Raw genomic sequence first — 22,987 nt, 5'->3', positions numbered from 1 at the left:
GCGGTCAGAAGCGCTTGCCGAGGCCGGCGACGAGCTGTGCGCTCGGCACGACCGTCCAGGCGTCGGCGAGGCGCGGGCCGGGGTCGCGGCGCAGCACTGCGAAGCCGCCGGTCAGGGTCAGGCCGAGGTACACGCCGGCGGCGAGGTCGACCGTGAGGGCAGTCGTCGCGCCGAAGCGGCCGGCGAAGCCCGTGCGCGGCCCGGCGACGCCGGGGGTCTCGAAGCGCTGCAGCAGCCAGCCGAGTCCGACGTGCATGCCGAGGTCGATGCTGACGCCGCGCAGGTCCCAGGCGTGGACCAGGCGCGCGCCGAGCTCGACGTGGTCGGTGGTGGCCCTGAGCGGCGAATGGGTGAAGCCGCCGCGGCACCAGCTGACCTGCGGGACGACGCTGAAGTGGCGCGCCTCGAGCGGATAGCCGACCTGCACCCCGTGGCACAGACGGCCTTGGTCGAGCGGCGTGGCCAGCAGGTAGCCGACCTGCGGCCCGTGGGCGAGGCGGCGGTCGCTGCCGCCCTTGCGCACCATCCGGGCGTAATGGAACGACTGCAGCTCCGACGCCGCGAGCGCGTGGGTGCGGCCGGGCGCGACGCTGACGTTGCCCTCGATCAGGTCGTCCTCGCCGCGGCCGCGCAGGTAGTAGCGACCGGCGCGCAGCACCAACTTGCGCGCGCGCGCCTGGGCGTCGACCTCGGCGATCACCGGGCCGTCGGCGTCGCCCTGCATGACGAGGAAGGAGCGCCCGGCCGGGAGCACCAGCGCGCCGTGGTTGACCGGCGTGGCCTGCAGCGTGGTCAGGACCACCTCGCCCTGGCCGCGGAACTCGTAGGCGTAGGTCGGGTGCTGGATGCCCGCGAAGGTCTTGCTCGTCGCGCGCAGCGTGCCGTCGTACGCGTACTTGTAGACCTCGTCGAGGGCGATCGCACCGTCGCCGTCGCTGTCGGCGGCGCCGAGCAGGCCGGAGACGAAGTAGTGGGTGAAGAAGGCGCCGTGCAGGCGATCGGACTCCTGCGCGTCCTCGCCGGCAGCGCTCGCAGTCAGGAACACGACGCCCTGCCCGGCCGGGCGCACGCGGACGCGCGCCTGCAGCGGCGGCCCGGCGGTCGCGCCCTTGACCCGCGTGATCGTGCCGGAGCGACAGGCGTCGAGGACGAGCAGGCGCATGCCCGCCGAGGAGCCGCGGATCATCCGCTCGAGCAGGCCGAGGTCGAGCGTGGTCGCTCCGAGGTGCAGGCCGCGGGCGTCGGCGTGGCCGGAGTAATAGACGAACAGCATCGCCTCGTCGCGCTCCGGGCTGGCGCGGATCTCGTCGTTGATCCGCGCCACCGCGCGCAGCACGGTGTCGGCGTCCTCGCCGAGCAAGAGCTCGCTGCGATCGGGCGCGACGTCGCCGAGGGCCCGCATGACGTCGTGGACCTTGCGCGCGTCGTCCTCGGCGTAGCGCAGCGGAGCGTCCTGAGCGTCGCCGAGGTTGTTGCCGATGATCAGGGCGTAGCGCGTCGGCGCGGCCGCAGCCAGCGCGGGCGCGACGAGGGTGCCGGCGAGCGCGAGCGCAGGGAGGACGCGCGCGCCGAGCACTGCGTGACTGTCGATCGCGCCGGCGAACCATGGGCGCAGGGCCGCGCCGATCATCGCTCGTCCTTGTGCAGGTCGATGCGGTCGACGGTGCAGCCCGGCCCGGGCTCGACCGCGACGTCGTCGGCGAGCCGGCGCTCGAGCGCCGCGGTGTCGAAGGCCTGCTCGCAGAACACCGCGACGAGGCGCTCGCGCCCGGGCGTGGCGTCGAAGGCGAGGCTGAACGGCAGCGGCTCGTCGCGCGCGGGCCGGACCGGCGCGCTCGCGGGAGCGTCGGCGGGGTAGTGCCGCTGCACCCGGCCGGCGCCGTCGATGCCGAAGATCGCCAGGTGGCCGGGCTCGGTGGTGGTGTAGGTCGGCTGGACGCGCGCGCCGGGGACGATGTGCTCGCCCGAGAGCAGCGGCGACAGCTTGCCGTCGCGCTCGACGTAGAGCCCGACGTGCGCGGCGCCCTTGGTCCGCACGACGTCCTCGAGCTCGGGCGCGGGCTCGGGCTCGGGGCCGGAGCGATCGGGGAGGAAGACGAGGGCGAGCGCGGCGGCGGCCGCGAGCGCTGCGGAGAGGCCGAGGATGCGGCGCTTCGGGCGGTGCAAGGCGAGCGGGACGGGGCCGGCCGCGAAGGCTTGCTGCTCGCCGCGGAGCTCGGCGATCCGCGCGGTGCACCACGTGCAAGCGGCGGCGTGACCGAGGACCTCGACGCGCGCGGCGTCGTCGAGCTCGCCGACGATCAGGCGATCGATCACGAGGTCGGAGAGGCAGCCGGAGGGGCGTTGAAAGGCGCGTTGCATGTCAGCGGATCTCCTGGGCGTGGCCGGGGAGGCTCTCGAGGAGCGTGCCGATCCGGCGGCGCGAACAGCCGAGGACCTCGGCGATCTCGTGGTGGGTCATGCCGTCGATGTAGTAATGGACGGCGATCTGGGCGAGCTCGGCGGGGAGGCGCACGAGCAGCGCACGCACTGCGGCGAGCTCCTCGGGCGCCCCGCCGTGGCCGCCGCTCGGAGCGGCGGCGTCGGCGTGGCGATCGAGCAGGCGCGCCCGGTTCCCCTGGTCGCGGAGAGTGTTGAGGCAGCGGTGCGTCACTGCGCTGTACAGCCAGGTGCTGAAGGCGCTGCGCCCCGCGAACTGCTCGGGGCGCGCGAGCAGCGAGACGAAGGTGTCCTGCACGACGTCCTGCGCGCGCGCTTCGTCGCCGAGGATCGAGCGAGCGCGGCGCAGGGCGCTCGCGCCGTAGGTGCGGTACAGCTCCGCGACCGTGGGGGTGAGCGCGGGCATGTTCAGATGAATTCCGGGAAGTGGAGCTCGTCGATGTCGCCGAGCTCGAGGACGAGCGGGGCGTCGAACGGCACCGGCACCAGGGTGTCGTGCGGGTGCCCGCAGGCCACATCCTCCTCGATGGTCGTGGCATCCGCCTCGCACTCGTAGATCGCCTCCAGCTCGGCATCGGTCTTGGGGGTGGCCTCGATCAGGTGGAAGCCGGCCTTCAGCGGCTCGGGAAAGATGCCGAACGTGACCGTGTCGTGGTCCTCCGGTAGGTCGCCCGCGGCGTAGACGAGCAGGTGGGTCTCGACGACGCCGACCACCGGCGGCTCCTCCTCGCCGCCGAATTCGGCGAGGTCCGTCCCGGCCGGGACGGCCAAGATGTAGGCGATCGCAAAGCCCGGGTCGTTCTCGTCGAACTCGCTGAGCATGCTCGCGTCGGGGGCGGTATAGAGGTCGAGGGCGAACGAGGCCGGGAAGCTGCCCTCGATCGCGGCCTTCTGCGCGACCATGTAGTTCTCGCTGATCTTGAAGGGGAACCAGGCGACGACGACCTCGAGGTCCTGTGTCGGCGCCTTGTCCGGCTTGGCGACCTCGCCCCGGAGCGTGAGCAGCGGCTCACCCTGATAGTCGGCGTCGACGTTGGCGTCGCAGGCGGGCGCGGCAGCGAGGAGGGTGAGGGCAGTGATGAAGGTGTGAGTGCGCATGGGGTTCCTTGTCGTGCCGACCGGGTCGGCATTGCTTGAGGACCGTGACCCCTCGTGCCTGGGCATCACTCGGCGTGTGACATTGCTCCGCACCTGCCGCCTTGTCGAGGTCGAAGACGTGAAACTGGCGGGGTAGCGATCGCGCGCGCCACGAGACGGTCCATTTGCACGGTCAGCGGAGGTCGCCGGGCATCACGAGGCGACTACGCGAACAGCAGAGCCCCGTGACGTGCTGCTGGTGGCGATCGCTGAATGGCGCGCTGTCAATGCTCGGTGACCGGTCGCGGATCGCTGCGCGGCGAGGGCGTTCTGCTCGCGTCGATCGAGGAGGTCGGTGGGCGAAGAGTCATGGTGTGGGTTCCAGGCGCCGCTGCTCGCGGGGGGCATGAGTCAGGGCGCGGGCGAGCGCCTGCGCGATCGAGGAGCTCTACACGCCGTGGCTGGACCTCCCGGCGAACATCTGGACGGGCTCGCTGCACGCGAGCTGCATCCTGACTGCGGCCGCGGTGGAGATGGCGCCCGACTTCCGCATCGACCTCGACTGCGAGGGGACACCGGAGGTGTTCTGGATCGCTGGAGAAGGTGGTCGGGCTGTGTCCGCTGCGCGACATGCAACCGGAGGACGAGGGCCACGGGGTGTGGTGCGCGAAGCGGGCGTTCGCGGAGCTCGGGGTGAGCTTCGAGGGCGCGCCGCAGGTGCTGCTCGAGACCGGGGAGTCGCTCGCCATCCCGGTCGCGGAGGGCGAGTACGTGGTCGAGGTGCGGCACGCGGACCAGGGGGTCGAGTGCGGCATCTCGGGTGATACGTTCGCGTTCACGATCGTGCTGAATCCGCAATGAGCGGCGCGCGTGCCGGGCAATGATGATTCGTCGCCCGCGGTCCGGCGGGCGACGAAATCACTGCAGGTCCGCGCGGCGCAGCTGGCCGTCGTGGGGGCCGCGGCCGGTCAGGGCCGCGGCGCCGCAGCGGGCGGCGAGGCGCACGGCTTCGTCCGCGCTCGCGCCGGCGGCGAGGGCGTAGGTCAGACCGGCGGCGAAGGAGTCGCCGCAGCCGTAGGCGTCGACGACCGGTCCCGGCAGCGGGGCGGCTGCGTATTGTCGATAGTCGCCGTCGACCTCGTAGCTGCCGCCGGCGCTGCCGGCTGTGCGCACGACGAGCCGTGGCGCCGGGTCGAGGTCGCCGGCGGCGTAGCGCTCCGCGGGGTCGCGCGAGCTGCAGACGAGCGCGTCGACCACGATCCCGGCGGCTTGCAGGGTCGGCAAGATCCGCGCGGTCGTCACGACCTTGCGCGCACGCCGGGCGAGGCGCAGGGCGTCGGGGTCGCCGGCCGTCACGTAGACCGCGTCGACGGCGGCCAGCAGGTCCCACGCCAGCGGATCGGCGGCCACGGGCGCGAGTCGTCCGCCGATCACCGTAATCGTGCGCTCGCCCGCGTCGTCGACGTACGTGAATCCGCGGCGCTGGCGGACCGGGCGGACTGCGGCCTCGAGCTGCAGGCCCAGCGCGGTCAGCTCGGCGCGGGCGCGGGCGCCGAGAGGGTCGTCGCCCAGCGCGGTGAAAAAAGTGCATTCACCGGCGAGCCGGGCGAGCTGCACCGCCGCCACTGCGCCGCCGCCTCCCGGGCCCTCCCAGGCATCGAGGGCGTGGACGATGTCTCCCGCGGCCGGCACACGGGCGACTCGCACGAACTCGATCCACTCGATGTGCCCGATGACGGCGACGCGCATGGGGCGATCGTGGACCAGACTCGAGTCAGCGTCGAGCGGCATGTGCGACTCGGCTTCGAGGGGCGCGGGTGCGAAGCGCGGTGCGACCGGAGCGGTGAGTGCGGCAGGCTCGGGGGTCGCGTATTCGTCAGCCGGATCGCAATGGTGACCCCGGGCGACTCGCCTCCGCGGTGGGCGCGAGGAGGCGAGTCGGGCCGCGTGCGGCGCGGTCGCGGGGTCTCAATCGACGGCGAAGCAGTACACGCGGCCGGCTCCGCCCTTCGGGGCGGTGTCGTGGCATCCGCCGTTCTCGTGGACCGAGTTCCACGAGCGGTATTGTTCGGCGTCGTTGCCCATGGGGCCGAGGCCGTCGGAGTGGCCGACCTGGGCGAACACTGCCGGATCTTCCGAGGTCCAGTCGGCGCAGGTCTTGCCCGCAGTGACGGTGCCGTCCTTGTTGGTGCCGGTGAGGATGTCGTGCTCGTTGGGAGTGGGCGAGCCGACCCACTGACCGGGGACCATCTCGCCGTTCTCGTCGAGGAACAGCGAGGCGTCGCCGTCCTTGGCGTGCAGCTCGGTGAGGTCGCCGGCGATCAGGACGAGGTCGGCGTTGTACCAGGGGCCCTGACCGATGCGATCCTTGGCGTGGATGGGCTGGTCGTCCGGGCCCTTCTCGACGCTGAGGTAGGCGTGCCAGGTCTTGGCGCCCGCGCCGACGGCGTCGGCCAGATCCTGGCAGCGCTGGTCGGCGCCCTCGAGACCGCCGAGGTTGCCGGTCGGGCTCCCCGTGCTCGAGACGAAGAAGCTCATCGAGGGCTCGACAGGTCCCCCGGTGGTGGTCGTCGTCGTGGCGTCGGTGGTGGCGTCGGTGGTGGGGGTGGCGGTGGTGGCGTCGGTCGAGGTGCCGGTGGTGGGCGTGGAGGTGGTGGTGGCGTCGGTCGAGGTCGTGGTGGTGCCGTCGGTCGCAGGCGCGGTGGTGCCGTCGGTCGCAGGCGCGGTGGTGGCGGTGCCGTCGGTGGTGGCAGCGCTGGTGTCGGAGGTCGAGCCGGTGCTGTCGCCGCTGTCGCCGCCGCAGGCAGACATCACGAGCGAGAGGGTTAGGCCGAGGACGGTAACGTGGCGGTGAATGCTGTAAGTGTGAGCGGTTTTCATGTGAACCCGGGCACCATGCCGCGGAGGACGCGGAGAGTCCAGCGGACACGGCCGCTGCGAGGCCGATCCGCGGCGGGCGCGCTCGCTGCAGAGCCCGCAGGTGGTGGCCTGGCTCCGGGCTTCGGGGGTCGATGGTGACATGCCCCGAGAGACAGGAAATGCCGGATGGGATGAGGTTCGCGCGATGTGGTGATTTCGCTGGAATCGAGGGCGTGGTGTGGTGATGATACCCCGGGTCGAGGCCCTCGCCGTCGCTCTCATTCCTCGATGGTCTGCCGCGCGCCTTCAGCGTACCCTGCTCGTCGTAAGCGATCATCGAATCATCGTAGTCGCAATCAGGGGCAGCCACGACGAGGCCGTCAGCTCGCAGTTTGACGCGGCTGCGCCGTAGTACAGGCTCCGGGACTGCGCTGGCGCTCGGCCCGGCCGCTCTGCGCCCGCGAGCTCGTCGAATCGAAGCGCCGCTTGCTTTTGGGAGCTCGAGGGGGAGTCCCCGCGATGGGAACGGCCGGTCGTATGGCCATACGCGTGCGCGCTCGGCGAGGACGGGACGGTCTTTGTCGGCAGCCGCGGCGGGTCGGCCAGAGCGCCCAGCGAGCTGGTCGTGTTCGAGCCGGACGGCAGACCAGGCCAGCAGCGGACGATGCCGTTCGCGGCGATCGCCGGCCTGGCGTTGACCGCGGATGGCCGGCGCCTCGCCGCGGTCGGCGGCGAGGTCTCGCCCGACTCCGACGCCCAGCCGCGCATCTTCGATCTGCCCGAGCTCTCCGGGGAGTCCGCGATGCCGAAGGTCGGCGACGAGGCGAAGCTGCGATGGTCCGGGGACGGGCGCTGGCTCGTCAGCGCCGCGGAGAAGAAGACGCCGTATGTCTTCGCCGTCCTCGCGTGCGAGCCAGGAAAGGCCCGTCCGTCGTGGCGCGGCACGGGCAACGCCGTCGCGGTGCGTGGCAACCAGATCGTCACGTGGACACAGACGCAGACGACGCGGGCAGAGATCGCGCTGTGGAACCCGGAGCAGAAGCAGCCCGTGCGGAGTGCGTCGCTGAAGACGCCGATCGGCGGCAAGGACTGCAGCGTCGCCGTCATCCAGGGCGGTTCACATCTGGTGGTCCGCACGCAGGCCATCTCAATCATCGACCTGGCCACCCTCGAGCTGGTCGCCAGCTTCGACTACAGCTTCTCCGGCACGAGCCCTCGGCTCGACGCCTCTCCCGACGGGAGATACCTCCTCCTCAACTTCGCCGTCCAGGACCGACTCTGGGTCGTCGATTCCCAGAGCCTCCTGCCGTGACCCCTGCGAGGTGTTCGCCGTCGTCGCCGACGACCCGGGCGAGGCCTCCCGGGGGGACGCGATCGGTGGGCTTGCGAGTGGTGAATTGACAAAGGGGCGGCGGTGTCGGGATCCTCGCGGGGCAGTGAGCCTGACGGGCGAGAGGTCGAGGGCGTGATGTGGTCGCGGCGTCAGTGGTTGGGGCTGGTCGGGCTGGCGGCGTGTCGACCTGACCTGCGCGATCCGGAGTGTCGCCGCGCGGCGGACTACGCCGGGGCGCCGCGGCTCGACGTGGCCGCCGACTTCCTCGACGGGCGCCAGGGCGGGGCGATCGACGGGGCTCTGGCGCCGGCGTTGACGGAGCGGCTGGAGGCCGCGCTCGCCGAGGTGCTGGCGAAGTCGCAGGCGCCGGCGATCTCGGCGGCTTACGCGGTGCCGGGGGCGGGCCTGTGGACGGCGACGCGCGGGCTGGCGTGCACGGAGCCGGCGACGCCGGTGACTGCGGAGGCGAAGTTCCAGGCGTGCAGCATCGGCAAGCTGGTGACGGCGGTGCTGGTGCTGCGATTGGTCGAGCGCGGGCGGCTGCGCTTGGACGAGCCGATCGCGCGGTGGTTCCCGCGCTCTCCGGGGAGCTCGCGGATCACGATCGATCACCTGCTGACGCACACCGGCGGGGTCTACAGTTTTAATAATGGGCCGACCTTCGACCACGAGCTGGCGGAGGCGCATACGCCGGAGTCGCTGGTGGCGACTGCGGCGGAGCACGCGAACCTGTTCTGCCCCGGGGCGACTTGGGCCTATTCGAATACGGGGTACGTGATGCTCGGCCTCATCGTCGAGCGCTGTCACGATGCGACGCTGGCGGAGGTGATCGCGGCGGAGATCGCCGGGCCGCTCGGGTTGCGCGGGCTGGTGGGGCAGCGGGCCGGGGTGGCGGCCGCGGGGCTGGTGCGCGGGCACAAGAACCGGACGCCGCTGCCGGCGGACACGCACTACGAGGCGCCGCACGGGGCGGGCTCGATCGCCGCGGGGGCGGACGATCTGGTGCGACTGCTGCACGCGGTGCTGGCGGGGCGGCTGGTGACGGCGCAGACCGTGACGGGGATGCTCGAAGACATGGCGCCGATGTTCGACGATCCGTCGCTGCGCTACGGGCGAGGGATGATGTTTTATGAAAAAATGCCGGGCGGGCCGGGGCGGATGGTCGGTCACAGCGGCGGAGCCCTGGGGGCGCGGGCGATCGTGGCGTACCTGCCTGCCGAGCCTGCGTTCGTGGCGGTGATGTTTAATGATGAGCGACCGGCGGAGGCGGGGCTGTGGGCGCTCGTGCAGGCAGGGCGCGGCTGAAGGGGCGCGCGTGAGTCGAGCTCGATGAGCGGGCGTCGAGGGTCGAGGTCGGGAGCGGGCAGGGGTGGCGGTGCGCGCGATGGTGTTGGTGAGCTGTGGACGAGTGGCGATGGGCGAGCAACACGCCGCTGACTTCCATGCTCTCGTCAAGGACTCCAGCCGAGCCGGTCGAGCCCCTTCGCCGCGAGCATGGGGTCCCTGAAGCTGGAGCGGGAGCCGGACGGGTGTCGTCGGGGCTCGCATCGCTTCGATGATGCGCCCTGGATCGCCGACCCTTGGCAACGCGAGGGCTGAAGAGATACGCGCGGGCGTCGCCGTCCCGGGTGCTGAATCACGGTTCCGACGCGTACATGCATATCGCCTTGTTTGGTCTCGATGTAAGATTGCCCGCGCCCGGCACCTGCATCTGCGATGCGCAATTGAAGGTGGGCTGTCGATCTATCAATATATGTCTTAAAAGACACATTTGGCATCCAGCTCGGCGTAGGCTGACGCTTGGGCGCCGGCGCGATCGCCGGGGCGCGCTGCCGCCCGCGGCGGCCGACGCACACCGTCGACGTCGATGGTGACCTGGGTGATGATGCAAATATGCACAACGCTCCGCGCATTCTCGCCCTCCTCGCCCTTCTCGCAGTCATCGCGTGCGACGTCGACGACGAGACCTCGATCCAGGTCGGCGAGGGCGTCATCGGCATCGGCCTCGATTCCAGCGAGTTCGCCGAGCTCGGCCTCGACGCGCTCACCGACGCGGCCGACCCTTCGTTCGCGTGCAGCGACAACAACTGGAAGCCGGCCTGGGCCGCGTTGGAGGAGCAGGTGCTCACTCTCGTCAATCAGAGGCGCGCAGCAGGTGCGGTGTGCGGCGGCGTCAGCAAGCCGCCCGTGCCGCCTGTCGTCGGCCAGGCGCAGCTCCGCTGCGCCGCCCGCAATCACTCGAAGGACATGGGCGTCAACGACGTCATCGGCCACACCGGCTCGGACGGCTCGACCTTCACCCAGCGGATCTCCGCCGCCGGCTACGCGTGGACGGCCGCCGGCGAGAACATCGCCGGCGGCTACTCGACGGCCGCCCAGGTCGTCGACGCCTGGATGGCCAGCACCGGCCATTGCAACAACATCATGAACGGCATCTTTACCCATCTCGGCGTCGGCTACTATTACGCCAAGAGCGCCCCGTTCAAATATTACTGGACGCAGGACTTCGGCAGGAACTGACGCCCTCGCGGACAGCGACGCCCGCCCGGCCCGCCGGACGCCGGCGCGCGGCTCAGGATGGTGTGCTGAATGGGGTCCGTCGCGGCGGCCGAGGGCTCCAGCGCAAGATCGCGCGTGAGTGGCGCGTGTGGCCGCTGCGACGGAGCAGGTGTACCGTACGCAGATGTTCCATAGCCCTTATTGCTTGGCCGCGCTCCTCCTCTCGCTGAGCGCCTGCACCGCTCGCCCCTCGGCCGGCGACAGCGCCGGCGACACCACGACCGACACGAGCTCGAGCGCCGCATCGACCTCGATGGACCCGATTGACGGCGTCGCCACCGGCAGCGCATCGACCACCGAGGCCGGGTCGTCGACCATGACGATCCCCGGGGGCCCGCCCTCGATGTGTGGACCGCCGTGCGACGAGACCTGGACGCACGTCGGCGATCTCTATATCGGCGACCTCATGTATTCGTCGACCGACGAGTTCAAGTGCATGACGCGCGTGGTCGGCAACCTCGACATCTCCGACCTCGATCAGGCCCAGCTGAGCGGCTTGCGGAATCTCGTCAGCATCGAGGGCAGCCTCAGCATCCTCAGCGATACCCTCACCGATCTCTCGCCGCTCTCGTGCCTGGAGGAGGTCACCTGGCAGATCCAGCTCGGGCCGGCCGTCAACCTCACCGACCTGTCCGGGCTCGACTCCCTGCGCTTCACGCAGATCTTCGCCCTCCTCTACACCGCCGCGACCGCCCTGCCGACCTTCGCGCCCGACTTCGCGGGGTTAGGTCAGGCGGACATCACCGGCAATCCCGAGCTCGTCGACCTCGACGGCGCGGCGACCTGGAAGACCTCCGACGAGGGCGTCTGGACCATCGTCCGGGACAACGAGTCGCTGAAGAGCGTCGCCGGACTGCAGCCGTTGCTGGCCAGCAGTCCCACGCCGCCGCACGTCTGGCTCGAGAACTTACCGGCGCTCGAGTCGCTCGCGGGCCTGGAGGGCTTGACCGCCCTGGGTCACGTCGACCTGGTCTGGCTGCCGCTCGTCCCCGATCTCGCACCGCTGACGCAGCTCAAGTCAGTCGCGGCCCTCACCCTGGGCATGATGCCGCTGATCCAGGATCTGCAGCCGCTCTCGCAGCTCGAATCGGCCGGGCTGCTGGGGCTGGGGAGCTGCGTGCAATACGACTCCTGGTTCGGCCTGGACGGCCTGACCAGCCTCGCGGGCCTGTCGTCGCTCACCACGCTCGATTCGCTCATGGTCGTCGACAACGAGAACCTCATGACCCTGGCCGGCGCCGACAAGCTGACCAGCGTGAGCGGCAGCTGGAGCGTGGACGACAATCCTGCCCTCCATTCCTCGGCCATCGATGCGTTCGCCGCCCAGGTCGGCAGCGAGCCGTGCTGGCGTGATGACCCCGAGTGCATCTGCTACCACCGACCCGACGACGACATCCCTCATTGAGTGTGGGTGCGGGCGCGAGCGAGGGCGCAGGCTCGGGTGAATGGAGGCTCGAGTGATTTTTGGAGGGAGTCGCTGGAGGGAGGGCTCGGGGCGCGGACGAGGCCGTCTTTCAGCGATTTAACCCGGGCGTAACGGTGTACCGGCGCGGGGGGTGTCATGGTCGCGGGCCGTGCGGCTCCTTCAGGTCTCCGGATTCATCGCGGTGCTCGCGGTCGGTTGCGTCGCTCCTGCGACGCAGCCGGCGGCGCCGCAGGAGCCGGCGTACTCGCTGGTGGACGAGGGGCACATGCGCGTGCGCGCCGATCTGTGGCCGCGGCTGGCGACCGCCCGGGCGGAGCGCAGCGACGTCACCGCGGAGATCGAAGGGGTCGGGCATCTCGAGTTCGCGCCCGACGCGGCGTACGCGGTGCGGGTGCCGTTCCCGGCCTACGTCGAGGCGGTGCACGTGGCCGCGGGGGCGCAGGTGCGGACGAACGAGCCGCTGGCGACGCTGCGCAGCGGCGAGGTGGCGCGACTGCGCAGCGAGGTAAGGCGGCTGACCGCGACGCTGTCGGCGCAACGCGACGCGGTGACGCGCTTCAAAAAGCTGGTCACGCAGGGGGCTGCGTCGCCGCGCGAGCTCGTCGAGGCGGAGGCGGGGCTGGCGGCCGGCGAGGCGGAGCTCCGCGGGGTGCGCGAGAGCCTGCGGGCGGTCCAGGCCGACCACCAGGGCGCGGACCGCTTCATCCTGCGCGCGAGCGCCGACGGCCAGGTGCTGCTGCGCACCCTCGACCCGGGCGAGCGCGTCACTCCCGAAGACGACGACCCGGCGTTCCTGATCGGCGACGCGGTGCGGCTGATCGCCACCGCGGCCTTCCCCGAGCACGAGGCGGCGTCGGTGCGCGAGGGGGCCGACTGCACGTTCTCGGTGCCGGCCCTCGGGGCGGAGCGGTTCGCCGGCAGGCTGGTGCAGGTGGTGCAGACGCTCGACCGGGCGACCCGCACCGCGGTGGCGGTGTGCATGCCGAAGGCCCCCGACCCGCGGCTGCGCGGGCAGATGGCGGTGCGCGTGCGGGCGACGGTGCGCGGCGACGAGACGCTGGTGGTGCCGCGCAGCGCGGTGCTGCTGCGCCGCGACGCGCTGGTGGTGTTCGTGGTCCGCGGCGAGCGGCTGCTCGAGCGCCGGACCGTCGCGCTCGGGGCCCGCTTCGGCGAGAAGGTGCAGATCGTCGACGGCCTGGCGCCGGGCGACGAGGTCGTGGTGCAGCAGGCGGTGCTGCTCGACGGCGAGCTGGACCGCCTGCTGTGAGGCCCGCATGTTCGCTGCGCTGAGCTGTTTCGCAGTCCGCCGCTGGCCGCTGGTGCTGGCCGGCGCGATGATGCTGGCGCTGTACGGGTGGACCGCGCTGCGCGAGCTGCCGATCGAGGCGTTCCCGGACGTCACCGACCCGATGGTCGAGGTGGTGGGGATCTACCCCGGCCAGGCGGCGGAGGAGGTGGAGCGCCGGGTGACCCTCGAGCTCGAGCGAGCGTTCGCCGGCACGCCGCACCTGATCGACCTGCGCTCGGTGTCGGTGTTCGGGCTGTCGCTGGTGACCCTGACGTTCGCCGAGGGCACGTCGGACTTCGAGCTGCGCACTCTGGTGGCCGATCGCCTGCGCGGGGCGGAGCTGCCGGCCGGCGCGGAGGCGGAGATGGGGCCGCAGGCGACGCCGGTCGGCCAGATCTACCGCTACACGCTGCGCGGCGATCGCAGCCTCCGCGAGCTGCGGGCGCTGCAGGACTTCGTGGTCGAGCGGCGCCTGCGGGCGGTGCCGGGGGTCGCCGACGTGGTGACGTTCGGCGGCTTCGAGCGCCAGTTCCAGGTCCGCATCGACCCGGCGCGCCTGGCCACCGCGGACGTGTCGGTGGCCGAGGTCCACGACGCGCTGGCCCGCAGCAACGCCAACGCCGGAGGCGGCTACGTCGGCATCGGCGCGCAGGAGTTCGTGGTCCGCGGCCTGGGGGCGATCGACTCGCCGACCGAGCTCGGCCTGGCGGTGGTGCGCGAGCAGGGCGGGGTGCCGGTGCGCGTGCGCGACGTGGCGACGCTGGTCGAGGGCTCGACGCCGCGGCGCGGCAGCGTGGGGCGCGGGGCGGTCGACGAGGTGGTCGAGGGGATCGTGCTGCTGCGCCGCGGCGAGAACCCGAGCGTGGTGCTGGAGGCCCTGCACGCGCGGGTCGACGAGCTAGGCCGCGAGGTGCTGCCGCAGGACGTCCGCATCGACACGTTCTACGACCGCACGACCCTGGTCGAGGCGACCCTCGGGACCGTCGGCAAGAACCTGCTCGAGGGCGCGCTGCTGGTCCTGGCGGTCGTCTACCTGTTCCTTCGGACATGGCGCGGGGTGCTGATCATCGCGGTGGTGGTGCCGCTGTCGATGCTGACCGCGTTCATCGGCCTGCGCTGGATGGGGCTGCCGGCCAACCTGATCTCGCTCGGCGCGATCGACTTCGGGATCCTGGTCGACGGGGCGATCGTGGTGCTCGAGGCGACCCTGCACGCGATCCACCACCAGCCGCAGCGCGAGCGCGGGGCGGTGATCGAGGCCGCGGCCGGCGGGGTGGCCCGCGCGGTCGCGCTGGCGCTGCTCATCATCATCGCCGCGCTGATCCCGATCTTCACGCTCGAGCGGGTCGAGGGCCGGATCTTCGCGCCGATGGCCTACACCTACGGGTTCGCGCTGCTCGGGGCGCTGCTGTCGGCGGCGCTGGTGGTGCCGGCGCTCGAGCGGGCGCTGCTGCGCGGGCGGGTCGACGGGGCGCCGCCGCGGTGGATCTCGGCGCTCGGGCGCGGCTACGGGGCGGCGCTCGGCCGGCTGCTGGCGCTGCGCCGGGCCGCGCTGGGGCTGCTGCTGGCGCTGACCGTCGGCCTCGGCCTGTACGCCCGCGGGATCGGCAGCGAGTTCCTGCCGGAGCTCAACGAGGGCGGGTTCTACGTGACCGCGGTGTTCCCCTCGACGATCGCGCTCGACGAGACGCGCCGCCACGTCACCGACATGCGCGCGGCGATGCTGGGGCTGCCGGAGGTCACCGACGTGCTGACGCACATCGGCCGGCCCGAGGACGCGACCCAGGCCGAGGGGCCCAACAACGCCGAGTTCTTCGTCAACCTGGCGCCCGAGTCGGCGTGGCGCCGCGGGACGTCGCGCCGCAGCCTCGAGGCCGAGCTGCGCGCCCACCTGGCCGACCTGCCGGGGGTCGAGCTCAACTTCTCGCAGCCGATCACCGACCGCGTGTTCGAGACGATCTCGGGGATCATCGGCCAGGTCGTGCTCAAGGTCCGCGGCCAGGATCTGGCGGCGATGACGACGGCCGCGGACGCGCTGCGCGAGCGCCTGGCGGCGGTGCCGGGGGTGGCCGACCTGGCGCTGTACCAGGCCGGCAGCGTGCCGCAGCTGCGCATCGAGCTCGACCGCGAGGCGCTGGCGCGCCGCGGGCTGGCGGTCGAGGACGTGCAGACGACGATCCGCGTGGCGCTCGGCAGCGCGGTGGCGACGGAGGTGTGGGACGGCGAGCGGCGCCACGGGGTGGCCCTGCGCCTGCCGGACGACGTGCGCGCCGACCCGGCGGCGCTGCGCCGGCTGGTGGTGTCGGAGCCGGACCGCGGGGTGACTCTCGGCGAGGTGGCGACGATCTCGCTCGGGCCGGGGCGCGCGGCGATCTGGCGCGAGGACTTCACGCGCTTCGTGGCGGTCAAGTTCAACGTCCGCGGCCGCGACCTCGGCAGCACCGTGAAGGAGGCGCAGGCGGCGGTCGGCGAGGTGCCCCTGGCCGAGGGCCTGCAGCTGGTGTGGAGCGGCGAGTTCAAGAATCAGGACCGGGCGATGCGCCGGCTGGCGCTGTCGTTCCCGGCCGCGCTGGCGGCGATCCTCGGGATCCTGTTCCTCAACTTCGGCCGCCTGCGCCCGACCCTGATCATCGCGGCGTTCCTGCCGCTGGCGTGCTTCGGCGCGGTCGCGGGGCTGCGGCTGGCGGGCGAGCTGTTCTCGGTCAGCAGCGCGGTCGGCTGCATCGCGCTGCTCGGGCAGGTCGTGCTGTCGGGGGTGGTGCTGTGCGGGGCGATCGATCGCGCGGCGGCGGAGGGCGGCGGCCCGGCGGCGATCGAGGGGCCGCGCGCTGCCCTGCGCCCAGTGCTGCTGACGACGGCGCTGGCGCTGCTCGGGCTGGTGCCGGCGGCGCTCAGCCACGCGATGGGCAGCGAGACGCAGCGGCCGTTTGCGATCGCGATCGTGTCGGGGCTGCTGGTGGCGACGCCGGTGATGCTGGTGCTGCTGCCGCTGCTGTACGGCGGTGATTCGCGGCGCGGAGGAGGCGAGCCGTGATCGCGTGGGTGCTGGGGGCGTGGCTGGCGACGCCGGTCGCGGCCCTCGAGGGGCCGCGGAGCGAGACGGTCGAGGCCCGCGCGCGGGCGGACGTGAGGGAGCCGGGCTTCAGCCTGGCGCAGGCGCAGGCGGCGATGCGCGAGGGTCATCCGCTGCGCGACTACGCGTCGGCGCGGGTCGACGCGGCGGCGGCGACGCGAGTGGCGGCGCGCCTGTGGGAGAACCCGGTGGTCAACGCCGACTACTTCCTCGGCGTGCGCTCGACGTCCTACGATCGCGTCGGCGCGTTCGTGGTCGGGGTGGGTCAATGGCTGCCGCTCAGCGGGGTCCCGCACGCGCGCGGCGAGGCGGCGCGGCACGAGCAGCGAGCGGTCGAGGCCGACAGCCAGCGGCTGCTGCGAGGGCTCGAGCTCGAGGTCGAGCGGGCGATGATCGCCCTGGCCGGCGCGCGCCAGGCGGTGGAGATCCACGGCGACGCGCTCGAAGACCTGCGGGAGAGCGAGCGCATCGTCGCCACGCGGGTGGCGGGCGGGGTGACGCCGAAGTACGACGCGACCCGGATCGCGCTCGAGGTGATGGCGGTCGAGGCGGACATGCGCAGCGCCGAGGCGGGCGTGACGGAGGCGCGCGGCGAGCTCGACGTGGCGGTCGGGCCGCTGGCGCCGCAGCTGCACGGGGCGCCGCAGATCGATCTGTTCGCGCGGCCCGGGCTGGACGGCTACGACGAGCTGCGCGCGCGCATGCTGGCGGAGCGGCCCGATCTGGCAGCGGCGCAGGCCCGCGTGGCGGGGGCGCGGGCGGGGGTGAAGGTGGCGCGCCGCGAGGTGTTCCCGGGCATCGGCCTGCGCGTGGCGGCGGGCTTCGGCCAGGGACCGGGGCAGATCGACGTCGGCGGAGGCGTGTCGATCCCGCTGCCGATCCTGTCGCGCGGGCAAGGCTTCATCGACCGCGCGCGGGCGGAGGTGCGCGCGGCCGACAGCGCGGCGCGCACGATGGTGCTGGCGGCGGAGCAGCGGCTGCAGGCGACGCACGCGGTGGCGCGCGAGCGCCACGAGGTGTCGCTGCGCCACGTGGAGATGAGCCGCGGGGCCGCGGACGCGCTGCAGCTGCAGGCCCAGGCCGGCTATCAGAACGGCCGCCTGAGCGCGTTCGAACTGGTGGACGCGAGCCTCAGCGTCCGCGACATGCGCCTCCGCGACCTGCAGCTGGCAGTGGCCGCCCGCCTGGCGGAGCTCGAGGTCCGGCGCGTGGTCGAGGTCGGCGAGTTCGATTATCGGTGACTGATACGAGCTTCGGTCGAGAATGTGGGGTGGCCACATTCACGAGCGGGGACGCGGTGATCAGAGGTGCTGTGATTCGCGTCAGGACCGGAGCGCCAGCTCGAGCGCGTCCTGCAGGGTCGCCACGGTCGTCAAAGACTGCGGTTCGAGGCCGAGCTTGACGATCAGCGTCGCCACCAGCGGGGAGATGCCCGAGAGCACGCAGCGGCAGCCGAGCAGGCCGATGGCGCGGCTGGTCCGCAGCAGCGACTCGACTGTGGCGGTGTCGATCTCGAGCAGGCCGGTGAGGTCGAGGATGGCGGTGCGGGCGCCGGTGCGCGAGATCGCCGACAGCAGGTCCTCGGTCATGCGGGCAGCGCGGTCGCCGTGCAGGCCGCCGAGCACCGGCACTGCGAGCACCCCGCGGCCGACCTGCAGGACGGGGCTGCCGATGCGCTCGATCACCTGCTCCTGGGCCTGCAGGCGCGACATCTGCTCGACCTGGTCGGTGATGTCCATGATGTAGCCGAAGTAGTGGGTGATCTCGCCGCGGTCGTCGCGGAGGATCACGGTGTAATCGGCGATCCACAGCGCGCGGCCGTCAGCGCGCAGCAGGCGGTACGGCTGGTGGACGAACCACGAGGCGCCGGCCTTGCTGTTGGTGGTCACCTCCTCGAATACGCGCGGGAGGTCGGCCTCGTGGATGAGCGAGGCGTAGGAGCGGCGGCCGCTGGCGATCTCGTCGAGCGGATAGCCGGTGAGGCTGGCGACGTTGGGCGAGACGTACTCGATCGGCCAGCCCTCGCGGTTCTGCCAGCGGAACACCACGACCGGCCCGACCGCGAACAAGAGCCGCTCCTGCAGGCGGGCGTCGGAGGCGCGGATCAGCCGGTTGATCTCGCGCTCGAGCTCCCCGAGCGCGTCGTCGCCGGGGGCGGCGATCGGCTCGGGGACGCCGGCGTCGGCGTCGGCGATGCCGCGCACGCGACGGACGATCTCGTGGATCCGCGAGTCGACATCCGACATTCTGCGGACATTAAACGATGTTATGGCGAGGGACAAGCGCTCGCCGGCCTCCGCGAGCGCCGACTGCGGGGATTTTTTGGGCGGAGGGCGGAGGGGCCGGGAATCATCGCACCAGGAGCCAATCCTGGCGAAATGCGGCGTGGCGCCCGCCGCGGCGAGTCACCGTCCGCGGTCGGTGACGCCGGCGTCACCGCGACGACGCATGGCTCCGGCGGCCCGGGCGGGTTGTGGCGCGAGCGGGGGCGATGTGTCCCAAGCGGACCGCAGGGACTACTCGTCGGCGACCGGCGGGTCCCGGGAGGCAGATCGATCTCCCGGCGCGCCATGTATGAACATACCTGCGCAATGGCGGTATCACCGCCGCAATGCGTGGAGCGCGACGCGCCGGGCGCCGGATTCGCGGCGGCTGCCTTTGAGGAGATTCCGCCAGCGGCGACAAGCGTCCACCATCGCCGCGAGGTCTTTTGGCGGCACAGGGCGATCCTACAATGCAGTTGCAACGGGCGCAGGAGGAGATCGAGGAGCTCCGCCGGCGATTGGCGGAGGTCGAGGTGGCGGCCCGACGCTACCGGGCGCTCATCGACTCGAGCGCTGTGAGCGTCCAGGTCTATCGCGCCGACGGCACCAGCGACGCGGTCAACGGCGCCTACGAGAAGCTGTGGCGGGTGACCGCCGCCGAGGTGGCGGCGTACAACGTGCTCGCGGACCCGCAGGTGCGAGCGCACGGGATGATGCCGCTGGTCGAGCGGGTGTTCCACGAGGGGCACTCGGCGCAGATGCCGTCGATCCGCTACGACCCGCAGAAGAACGAGAAGGTGGCTGCGGGCCAGGCGGCGTGGGTGGCCTCGGCGATGTCGCCGGTGGTGCGCGCCGACGGGACGGTCGAGGAGGTCGTGCATATCCACCTGCACGTCGGCGAGCTCAAGCAGACCGAGGAGGATCTGCGCGAGCAGAACTGCCGGCTCGAGGAGGCGGTGCAGGTGCGCACCGCCGAGCTGGAGAGCAAGCTGCGGCTGATCGAATCGCAGCAGGAGGTGATCCGCGAGCTCTCGACGCCGATCATCGAGGTGTGGGACGGGGTGATCACGCTGCCGATCGTGGGCCTGGTCGACAGCGTGCGCACCGCGGAGATCATGGACAGCCTGCTGCAGGCGGTCGCGCGCACGCGGGCCCGCTTCGCGATCCTCGACCTCACCGGCGTGGAGGTGGTCGACACCGGCACCGCGAGCCACCTGATCGGGATGATCCAGGCGATCCGCCTGCTCGGCGCGGAGGGCATCCTGACGGGGATCCACCCGCTGATCGCGCAGACGATCGTGGCGCTGGGCGTCGACCTGACGCGCGTGACCGTGCTGGCCCGCCTGCGCGACGCGCTGCAGCACTGCATCGCCAGGCAGGGCGAGCGCGGGCGCGGGCCGGCCTGACGAGGAGTCTCGGCGGGGCGAGACAGGCCTGTCCTTGCGGACAGGCAGGTTCGGTCGTCCCTGTCCTTTCGGACAGGAGGAATCCGCGTCGACGCGGGCCTCAGCCGGTCTCGACGGCGACGCCGGCGGCCGCGAACAGGTCCTCGTCCGGGACCCACGGCGCGGCCGGCGTGTAGAGGCCGGTGATCTCGAGGTCGACGCTGGCCGGCCTGCCGTCCTGGTCGACGTCGTGGAAGGTGACTGTGCCGGCGGCGCTGTCGGCGTAGGCGGGATCTTTGCGGAAGAACAGGTAGGGGTCGAAGCAATCGTCGAGGTCCTGGTGGACGAACACGACGCGGACGCCCCACTCGTCCGGCTGCTCGACGGGCTCGTACTTCGGGTCGTCGAAGCCGCCGTTGGCGAGCGCCTCGAGGATGAAGCCGCGGCACAGGCCGGCGTCGTCGTCCCGCTGGATGACGCGAATCTGCAGGTTGTTGCCGTCGACCCACCACGCCTGGGTAAGCGGTTGCGTCGGGGCGCCGGTGGTGCCGGTGGTCGTATCCGAGGAAGTGGTGGTGATCGTGGAGTCGCCGCCGGTGGTGGTGGCGTCGTCGGTGGTGAGCGGCGTTTCGCCGCTGGTCGGCTCGGCGGTGGTGCTCGTCGAGGTGGTGGTGTCGGTGTTCGCGTCGGTCGCGGCGTCGCTGGTGGAGGACTGGCCCGCGCTGGTGGTCTCGTCGGTGCTCGCCGCCTCGCTCGTGGCCGCGGTCGCGTCGGTGCTCGCGGCGGAGGTCTCGCTGGCATTCTCGGTGGAGGCGCCGGTGGGGTCGCCGCAGGCGAGCAGGAGCGCGAATGTACACATGGCAGGTTCGACGCGTCGTCGCATCGCGCGGTGATAACTCGCGGCCCGGCGATTCGCCAGAGGCCGCGGCGGCTCACGGGTGGGGGGCGAAGATGACAGTGCATATTCCTGCGTGGCGCGTCCGGCCGTTGCGGAGGTCGGGCGCGCTCGGGTCAGGCGCTCCTGCAGTGGCGTGATTGCGTGGTGCCATGATTGCGGCGCGGGGCGAGTCCATCGGCGCGTGGCGTGGCGGGTGAAGGGAGGCTCGTGGGCCTCACGGGTGGGGGCGGGGAGCGCGAGGCCCGGTCGACCGGCGCGCGGTTGAAGGCGGGGGGCGGTTCGCGCATGCTCGGCCATGCTCCAAACTTTCCCCACCAGCGACGCCGTCCTCGTGCTCACCGCGGTGGGGCTGGTCCTCGGGGCGCTGGTGGGCCTGGTGGGGGTCCTGTGCGGGCGTGGCAGGGCTGCGCTGGTCATCCACTGCCTGTGCGCGGGGCCGCCGGCCGTGGGGCTCCTGCTCGTCGCGCACATGCTGACGTACGGGCTGACGCACCCGAAGTGGATCGTGGCGTTCACGATCGCGGGGGTCGCCTGGGCGCTGCACCCGTTCGCGATCCCGCGGCTGTTCCCCCGCCGGCAGCGGGCGGCGCATTACCTCGGGGCGCTGGTCAGCGCGGCGCTCTACGTGCTGGTGCTGGTGGTGATCGCAGGGGTGGCGTTGCCGTAGGCTCGGCGGCGGCGGGGCGCCGGCGACGATGACAGTGCATGGGCCTGCGTGGCGTGTCCGGCCGAAGCGGAGGCCGGGCGCGCTCAGCTGAGGGGCTCTTCGAGCGCCGCCCCGAGGTGGGGAGGAGCGCGCGCTGGCCCCAGGGGGCCAACGCATCCTGCCCCTGCGGGCAGCGCGGCCTGTCACGGTGTCCGGCGATCTCCCGCCCTGCCCCCACGACGATTCGCGCCCGCACCGAGTCGGCACGGCGATTGCCAAGCCTGGCCTTGCAGTTCCTCGCGCCGCGCGCCACACCGACGTTCAATCAATCTCATGCGCGAATAGATGCCCGCCGCTCCACCTGCGCTCTGGACGGCCAGTGGGTGCACGGGTCCGAAGGACGGTGAGAGCTTCTGTTGCGACAATCAGTGCTTCGCCTCCTGCGCCGGTAGTTATACTTCGCAGAATGGCCGGGTGACTTGTTACGGCTGATGAGGTCCGGGCACCTCCGCGGTCGATCGGCTTGGAGATCTACCTGTACGGGCCAGCGCCGTGGCCCGTGTGTCGATGCTCGCAGGGAGCGGCGCCAATCAGTCGGCTCGGCCGGTCGGTGATTCGGCTCGCAGCATTGCCACGCGCCCGGCGCTTCCGTGACTCATGGGCGCGAGCGGGCTCGTCGTATTGCGGGAGGTCCCAGGGCCGGATCATCGCGGCGAGCCGGTCGCGGCGGCGCGGGCGGTAGCGAGGTCCTCGCGGGTGCGCTCCAGCCATAGCATCGGCAGGAGCGCCGGTCGGCTGGCGCGCTCCCTTTTTAAAAATTCGCTCGCGCGCTCGAGCGGGGCGATCGCCTCGGCGGGGCGGCCGACTTGGATGAGGGCCCGGCCCCGCAGCATCTCGGCCTGGGCGACTTCGCGGTCGATCCACGCGTACTCGCGCAGGCCGTCGGTCACCCGCAGGGCCGCGTCGGCGGCGGCCAGCGCCGCGGCGCCGTCGCCCGCGAGCAAGGCGGCGAGCGCGGTCGTCTTGGCGTGCAGCAGCGCGTCGGCGGGGCCGGGTTCGGCGCCGCGGCGGCAGTCGGCGATGCGTGCCAGGGCGGCGGTCGACTGCCGTGATTCGCCGAGCAGGGCGGCGAAGTGGGCCAGGTCGTGCCAGCACTCGCTGCAGTACACGGCGTCGCCGCGGGCGAGCTCGAGGTAGCGCGGGCAGGTGTCGGTCAGCACCGCGAGGGCGTCGCGCGGGTCGGGCTCGTACTGGGCGCGCAATTGCTGGCGGTCGAGGGTCATGCGGTGGCCCGGGCCGAGCTGGTCGGTGAACTGCGCGACTGCGCCGCGGAGCCGGGTGCGGCGCTCGCCGTCGTCCGCGGTGGTCATGGCGGCGTTGAACATCGCGTTGCCGAGCTCGAGCGGGTCCTGCTGCGGCGAGGCGGTCATCTCGACGAGGGCGCGCGCGGTCGCGGCGGCGGCGGCGGTCCGGTCGCCGCGGGCGTCGTGGACGGCGCCGAGGTTGTTGTAGGCGAGGCCGAGAGCGGCGTGCGGCTCGGGGGCGCGGCCGGCCAGGGCGAGGGTCAACGGGGCAGCCGCGAGGGCGGCCGCGACGTCGCCGCCGGGCACGCCGTCGAGGTAGAGCTTGCGCGCGTGGGCCTCGGCGGCGAGCTACGCGATCGTGCCGCCGGCGGGCCCGGTCGACGACGACGACGCGGACGAGCCGGGGTGAAGCAGAGGCCGGGCGCGCGAGGCGGCG

Annotated in this window: 19 protein-coding genes; 10 read left to right on the top strand and 9 right to left on the bottom strand. The window is 72.2% G+C overall.

From position 1 onward, the window contains the following. Positions 1-4 precede the first annotated feature (4 nt). From OV090_RS45455 to OV090_RS45440, 4 genes are read right to left on the bottom strand one after another with little or no spacing between them, the layout of a single operon-like run. Complete coding sequence (locus OV090_RS45455; protein ID WP_267711248.1) at positions 5-1,630, bottom strand: caspase family protein; 1,626 nt, start codon at positions 1,628-1,630, stop codon at positions 5-7. After that, complete coding sequence (locus OV090_RS45450) at positions 1,627-2,361, bottom strand: DUF4384 domain-containing protein (protein WP_267711246.1); 735 nt, start codon at positions 2,359-2,361, stop codon at positions 1,627-1,629. Before OV090_RS45450 ends, OV090_RS45455 begins: the two co-directional genes overlap by 4 nt. 1 nt (position 2,362) lies before the next feature. Next, on the bottom strand, positions 2,363-2,845 hold the full coding sequence (locus OV090_RS45445; RefSeq protein WP_267711245.1) for a sigma-70 family RNA polymerase sigma factor: 483 nt from the start codon (positions 2,843-2,845) through the stop codon (positions 2,363-2,365). Between the two features lie 2 nt (positions 2,846-2,847). After that, the gene (locus tag OV090_RS45440) at positions 2,848-3,537 is read right to left on the bottom strand and encodes a hypothetical protein (RefSeq protein WP_267711244.1); all 690 of its coding nucleotides are present in this window, start codon (positions 3,535-3,537) and stop codon (positions 2,848-2,850) included. A gap of 609 nt (positions 3,538-4,146) precedes the next feature. On the opposite strand from OV090_RS45440, the gene OV090_RS45435 reads away from it, so the two are divergent. Next, positions 4,147-4,377, top strand: coding sequence for a hypothetical protein (locus tag OV090_RS45435; protein WP_267711243.1), 231 nt, complete (start codon positions 4,147-4,149; stop codon positions 4,375-4,377). A 57-nt stretch (positions 4,378-4,434) separates the two neighbouring features. On the opposite strand, the gene OV090_RS45430 is transcribed toward OV090_RS45435, so the two are convergent. Together OV090_RS45430 and OV090_RS45425 are read right to left on the bottom strand one after the other, a co-directional pair. Next, entirely contained in the window at positions 4,435-5,265 is an 831-nt protein-coding gene (locus tag OV090_RS45430; protein ID WP_267711242.1) for a PfkB family carbohydrate kinase, read from the bottom strand. 219 nt (positions 5,266-5,484) lie between these two features. Then, entirely contained in the window at positions 5,485-6,327 is an 843-nt protein-coding gene (locus OV090_RS45425) for a DUF1554 domain-containing protein (protein WP_267711241.1), read from the bottom strand. A gap of 673 nt (positions 6,328-7,000) precedes the next feature. On the opposite strand from OV090_RS45425, the gene OV090_RS45420 reads away from it, so the two are divergent. The 7 genes from OV090_RS45420 (at position 7,001) to OV090_RS45390 (ending at position 17,295) form a co-directional block, all read left to right on the top strand. Beyond that, positions 7,001-7,687: a hypothetical protein gene (locus OV090_RS45420; RefSeq protein ID WP_267711239.1), complete on the top strand. Its 687-nt coding sequence runs from the start codon at positions 7,001-7,003 to the stop codon at positions 7,685-7,687. A gap of 156 nt (positions 7,688-7,843) precedes the next feature. Next, entirely contained in the window at positions 7,844-9,013 is a 1,170-nt protein-coding gene (locus tag OV090_RS45415) for a serine hydrolase domain-containing protein (RefSeq protein WP_267711238.1), read from the top strand. Positions 9,014-9,601: 588 nt separating this feature from the next. Next, entirely contained in the window at positions 9,602-10,228 is a 627-nt protein-coding gene (locus tag OV090_RS45410; protein ID WP_267711237.1) for a CAP domain-containing protein, read from the top strand. Between the two features lie 163 nt (positions 10,229-10,391). Next, on the top strand, positions 10,392-11,672 hold the full coding sequence (locus OV090_RS45405; RefSeq protein ID WP_267711236.1) for a hypothetical protein: 1,281 nt from the start codon (positions 10,392-10,394) through the stop codon (positions 11,670-11,672). A gap of 169 nt (positions 11,673-11,841) precedes the next feature. Further along, positions 11,842-12,960, top strand: a complete 1,119-nt coding sequence (locus OV090_RS45400) for an efflux RND transporter periplasmic adaptor subunit (RefSeq protein WP_267711235.1) — start codon at positions 11,842-11,844, stop codon at positions 12,958-12,960. Between the two features lie 7 nt (positions 12,961-12,967). Further along, complete coding sequence (locus OV090_RS45395) at positions 12,968-16,015, top strand: CusA/CzcA family heavy metal efflux RND transporter (RefSeq protein ID WP_267711234.1); 3,048 nt, start codon at positions 12,968-12,970, stop codon at positions 16,013-16,015. Next, positions 16,012-17,295 (top strand): TolC family protein, encoded by a 1,284-nt coding sequence (locus OV090_RS45390; protein ID WP_267711232.1) that lies wholly within the window; start codon positions 16,012-16,014, stop codon positions 17,293-17,295. Before OV090_RS45395 ends, OV090_RS45390 begins: the two co-directional genes overlap by 4 nt. An 81-nt stretch (positions 17,296-17,376) precedes the next feature. Here the strand turns inward: OV090_RS45390 and OV090_RS45385 are convergent, their stop codons facing one another. Then, a complete protein-coding gene (locus OV090_RS45385) occupies positions 17,377-18,300 on the bottom strand; it encodes a PAS domain-containing protein (RefSeq protein ID WP_267711231.1) in 924 nt (307 codons plus the stop codon). A 488-nt stretch (positions 18,301-18,788) separates the two neighbouring features. Here OV090_RS45385 and OV090_RS45380 point away from each other — a divergent pair, with 488 nt between their 5' ends. Continuing rightward, positions 18,789-19,724, top strand: a complete 936-nt coding sequence (locus tag OV090_RS45380; RefSeq protein WP_267711229.1) for an STAS domain-containing protein — start codon at positions 18,789-18,791, stop codon at positions 19,722-19,724. 100 nt (positions 19,725-19,824) lie between these two features. Here the strand turns inward: OV090_RS45380 and OV090_RS45375 are convergent, their stop codons facing one another. After that, positions 19,825-20,586, bottom strand: coding sequence for a hypothetical protein (locus tag OV090_RS45375; RefSeq protein ID WP_267711228.1), 762 nt, complete (start codon positions 20,584-20,586; stop codon positions 19,825-19,827). A gap of 310 nt (positions 20,587-20,896) precedes the next feature. Here OV090_RS45375 and OV090_RS45370 point away from each other — a divergent pair, with 310 nt between their 5' ends. Continuing rightward, positions 20,897-21,268, top strand: coding sequence for a hypothetical protein (locus OV090_RS45370; RefSeq protein ID WP_267711226.1), 372 nt, complete (start codon positions 20,897-20,899; stop codon positions 21,266-21,268). Between the two features lie 683 nt (positions 21,269-21,951). Here the strand turns inward: OV090_RS45370 and OV090_RS45365 are convergent. Beyond that, a complete protein-coding gene (locus OV090_RS45365; RefSeq protein WP_267711225.1) occupies positions 21,952-22,857 on the bottom strand; it encodes a hypothetical protein in 906 nt (301 codons plus the stop codon). Between the last annotated feature and the right edge of the window lie 130 nt (positions 22,858-22,987).

This window comes from Nannocystis sp. RBIL2 (assembly GCF_026626745.1).
GTDB lineage: Bacteria > Myxococcota_A > Polyangia > Nannocystales > Nannocystaceae > Nannocystis.
This window is presented reverse-complemented; position numbering and strand designations above follow the sequence as displayed.

Coding starts and splice junctions, on each gene's coding strand:
- OV090_RS45455 (WP_267711248.1), bottom strand. CDS start 1,630: ATGATCGGCGCGGCCCTGCGCCCATGGTTCGCCGGCGCGATCGACAGT.
- OV090_RS45435 (WP_267711243.1), top strand. CDS start 4,147: ATGCAACCGGAGGACGAGGGCCACGGGGTGTGGTGCGCGAAGCGGGCG.
- OV090_RS45445 (WP_267711245.1), bottom strand. CDS start 2,845: ATGCCCGCGCTCACCCCCACGGTCGCGGAGCTGTACCGCACCTACGGC.
- OV090_RS45410 (WP_267711237.1), top strand. CDS start 9,602: ATGCACAACGCTCCGCGCATTCTCGCCCTCCTCGCCCTTCTCGCAGTC.
- OV090_RS45380 (WP_267711229.1), top strand. CDS start 18,789: ATGCAGTTGCAACGGGCGCAGGAGGAGATCGAGGAGCTCCGCCGGCGA.
- OV090_RS45375 (WP_267711228.1), bottom strand. CDS start 20,586: ATGCGACGACGCGTCGAACCTGCCATGTGTACATTCGCGCTCCTGCTC.
- OV090_RS45415 (WP_267711238.1), top strand. CDS start 7,844: ATGTGGTCGCGGCGTCAGTGGTTGGGGCTGGTCGGGCTGGCGGCGTGT.
- OV090_RS45440 (WP_267711244.1), bottom strand. CDS start 3,537: ATGCGCACTCACACCTTCATCACTGCCCTCACCCTCCTCGCTGCCGCG.
- OV090_RS45430 (WP_267711242.1), bottom strand. CDS start 5,265: ATGCGCGTCGCCGTCATCGGGCACATCGAGTGGATCGAGTTCGTGCGA.
- OV090_RS45370 (WP_267711226.1), top strand. CDS start 20,897: ATGCTCCAAACTTTCCCCACCAGCGACGCCGTCCTCGTGCTCACCGCG.
- OV090_RS45450 (WP_267711246.1), bottom strand. CDS start 2,361: ATGCAACGCGCCTTTCAACGCCCCTCCGGCTGCCTCTCCGACCTCGTG.
- OV090_RS45405 (WP_267711236.1), top strand. CDS start 10,392: ATGTTCCATAGCCCTTATTGCTTGGCCGCGCTCCTCCTCTCGCTGAGC.
- OV090_RS45385 (WP_267711231.1), bottom strand. CDS start 18,300: ATGTCGGATGTCGACTCGCGGATCCACGAGATCGTCCGTCGCGTGCGC.
- OV090_RS45425 (WP_267711241.1), bottom strand. CDS start 6,327: ATGTCTGCCTGCGGCGGCGACAGCGGCGACAGCACCGGCTCGACCTCC.
- OV090_RS45395 (WP_267711234.1), top strand. CDS start 12,968: ATGTTCGCTGCGCTGAGCTGTTTCGCAGTCCGCCGCTGGCCGCTGGTG.